The following is a 3,468-nucleotide window of genomic DNA, read 5'->3' on the forward strand; positions in this document are numbered from 1 at the left end:
ACATCCAACTCCCCATACAACAACCGCCGACCACCACACACCACAGCAACCGCATCCCGATCCGCCGCCCCCACAGCCAACAACTCCGGCAACACTTGTTCTTTCACAGACAAGCCACCCTGAACCGGAGCCAGTTCCCGGTGCTCCTCCGGTGAGAGCACGTCCAGCGCCGCAAGTGGCAGATCAGGATCTGAAACAACGGCGTTGACGACACAGAAAACTCGCTGCAGGACACTGTCGATAGTCCCGCAGTCGAAAAGCTCCGGCAGATACTTGATTCTGATGTGCAGTCGATTGTCGAGGTGCGCAACAACGCCGATCGGATAGTGCGCGGCATCAACACCACTGACATCAACAACCCGCATACCCGCAATATCCGTCTCCGCAGTCAACCCACCACGATCCACCGGATACGACTCGAACACCGTCATCGTGTCGAACACAGCACCAGCACCCGCAACCCGCTGAATATCCGCCAAACCCACATACTGATGATCAAGAAGACCAGCCTGCTCACCCTGAATCCGAGAAAGAAGCGAACCAAGAGTCTCCCCCCGATCCAACCGAACCCGCACCGGCACCGTATTGACAAACAAACCGATCATCGACTCCACCCCCGCAACCTGCGGAGGACGACCAGCCACCGTCGAACCGAACGTCACATCATCACGAGACGTCCACCCACCCAACACAATCGACCACGCCATCTCGATCACCGAATTCACAGTGACCCCCATACCCCGAACACACGACATCAACGCCACAGTCTGATCCTCGGTCAACTCACCGAACACATCCCGCGACCCGCCGTACCGACGAGCAGGATCAACCGGCGCAACCAACGTCGACTCCTCGACACCCTCGAAAGCCTTCGCCCACACGTCAAGAGATCTCGACGTATCCTGCTGTTTGATCCACGCCAGGTAGTCGCGGTACGGGTACGCCCTCGGCAAGGCCTCTTCACCTGCCGCGTAGGCCAGCAGCAGTTCGCGTACCAAAAGAGGAGTCGACCAACCGTCCAGCAACAGATGATGATTGGTCATCACCAAGCGGTAGCTTTGCGGGCCCGTAGTGATGAGCAACCAGCGCAGCAGAGGGGCACGCGCGGGATCAAAGCGATGCGCTCTGTCAGACGCCATCACTCGATCCAATTCACGGTGTCGTGCTTCCTCGTCGAGTTCCGACAGGTCCATTTCAGACAACACGACCGTGACGTCTTCCCGGACAACCTGCACCGGACCGGATTCGAGGTCGGAGACAAATGCAGTCCGCAGATTCGGATGGCGATCAAGCAGCACTTGTCCCGCCTGACGCAGGCGATCCGTATCAACCTCACCCCGCAATTCGACAGCCAACTGCACGACGTACGCGTCCACCGACTCCTCGGACAGTAGCGCGTGGAACAGCAAACCTGCCTGCAGCGGGGACAACGGCCACACGTCACTCAGCGCCGGGTACCGCTCCTCGAGCAACTCGATTTCACCTTGGCCGAGACTGACCAAGTCCAGATCCGACGGCGTCCGTCCTCCGAGAGGATGCTCGGACAGGGCAGTCAACACCTCGGTCCACAACCGCGCCAGCTCACTCACCTCGTCGGTGGTCAACACCCCGGCAGGAAAAGTCCACGTCGCGTGTAATCGTGGCTTACGCGAGCCACCGAGAGTCATGGCATTGATCTCCAGCACGTTCGCGACTGGCATGTCGGGATCCTGGGCACCCCCACGCCGGGAGTCGGCGAGCGTGCCACCATCATCTAGCGGCGCCCATCCAACCGGCTGAGATCCGTCCGCGGTTACCGACCCGATGCGCCCCAGATAATTGAATCCGATCTGCGGTGTCGGAAAATCCCTCATTTCAAAAGCGGTGTCCTCGTTGAGATACCGCAACAGACCGTAGCCGATCCCGTGATCGGGCACCGCCCGGATCTGTTCCTTGACTGCTTTGACGGCGGCAGCCAATGAGACGCCGCCCGCGCACGCTTCGTCGATATCGACGGACTCGAGTTCCAGCCGCAGTGGAAAACTCGTGGTGAACCAGCCGACGGTCCGGCCTAGATCCGAGCCAGGTACCGCGTTCTCCTGTCGCCCATGGCCTTCCAGCGCAATGAGTGTTGTGGCAATCGGAGCATCTGTCGACATCGGCCGGCGATCTCGCCGCCATTGCGTGACCGCGACGGCCAACGCAGCCAACAACCCATCTCCGACCCCACCGTGAAATGCTTCGGGAACTGTGGTCAGCAGCGCTTCTGTCACGTCGGTAGGCAATTCGACGAAAACATGATCCGTCGAGCCGTTCACATCGACCGAAGGGTCGAGGGGGCGAGACCCGATCACCGGATCATCCACCGCAGCCATCGATTGCCACAGGTCGAGTTCGGCGATCCGCTCCGGTCGACGAGCCTCGTCGATCAGTCCATGAGCCCACCGCCGCATCGATGTTCCGACCGCAGGCAACTCTGGTTCCATTCCAGCCGCGATCTGCGACCACGCAATCGCCAGATCGGGTATCAGCACCCGCCACGACACCCCGTCGATCACCGAATGATGAGCCACCACCAACGCGCAACCCTGCTCGCCGGCATTCGGGGGATCAAACCACACCACCTGCACCACAGCGCCCGTACTGGGATCAAACCGATCAGCCGCAGCATCCAACTCCGCAGCGGCGTGGTCACTGAACTGGGAACTTCCCAGGTTCCCCTGCATCGACACCCGGCAGATGAGGCTGTCCGCTCGAATCGTACCTTGCGGCAACACTTCCCACGTCCAACCGCCATCGGCTTGTGGCCGCAGCCGAGCCCGCAGCATGTCGTGATGATCGAGCACCGCCTGCACGGTGCCCTCCAGGCCCCGTTCGTCGATTCCGGCCGGAAGGTTGAGCATCACGGCTTGTGAGAAGCGAGTGAATCCCGTGCCCCGTTCGAGGAGCCATCGCATTATCGGCGTCAACGGAACCTCACCGACCCCGCCCCCAGGCAGTTCGTCCAATCCGACTGCCTCCGTTCCATCACCGAAGACGGCAACCTCCGCCAACCCAGCCACCGTTTTATGCTCGAACACATCCCGCGCCGAGAGAACGATTCCAGCGGCCTTCGCACGAGAGACCAACTGAATCGCGACGATGCTGTCGCCGCCGAGAGAAAAGAACGAGTCTCCCGCGCCTACCGATTCGAGTCCCAGAACCTCCGCGAACAAACCTGCCAGCGCAGATTCCATCTCGGTTGCCGGAGCGATGAATGTGCCCGGTCGATCCTCGAAATTCGGTGTGGGCAATGCATCCCGATCCAACTTCCCATTCGGCGTCACCGGCAACCCGTCAACCACCACCACCACAGCCGGCACCATCTGCGACGGCACCCGCTCTGCCACCGAACCAACAACCACCGAAACATCCAGAACCACACCAGACTCCGCCACCACAAACCCCACCAACCGATCCCCCCGCACCACAACCGCAGCCCGAGCCACC

General features: G+C 61.0%; 1 protein-coding gene. It reads right to left on the reverse strand.

Going from position 1 to position 3,468, the window contains the following annotated elements; genetic code table 11:
* The coding region (locus tag ACFRFQ_RS30440) for a condensation domain-containing protein (RefSeq protein WP_378665302.1) at window positions 1-3,468 on the reverse strand (3,468 nt) is incomplete at both ends.

The organism is Rhodococcus sp. NPDC056743 (genome assembly GCF_042790355.1).
Lineage (GTDB): Bacteria > Actinomycetota > Actinomycetes > Mycobacteriales > Mycobacteriaceae > Rhodococcus_F.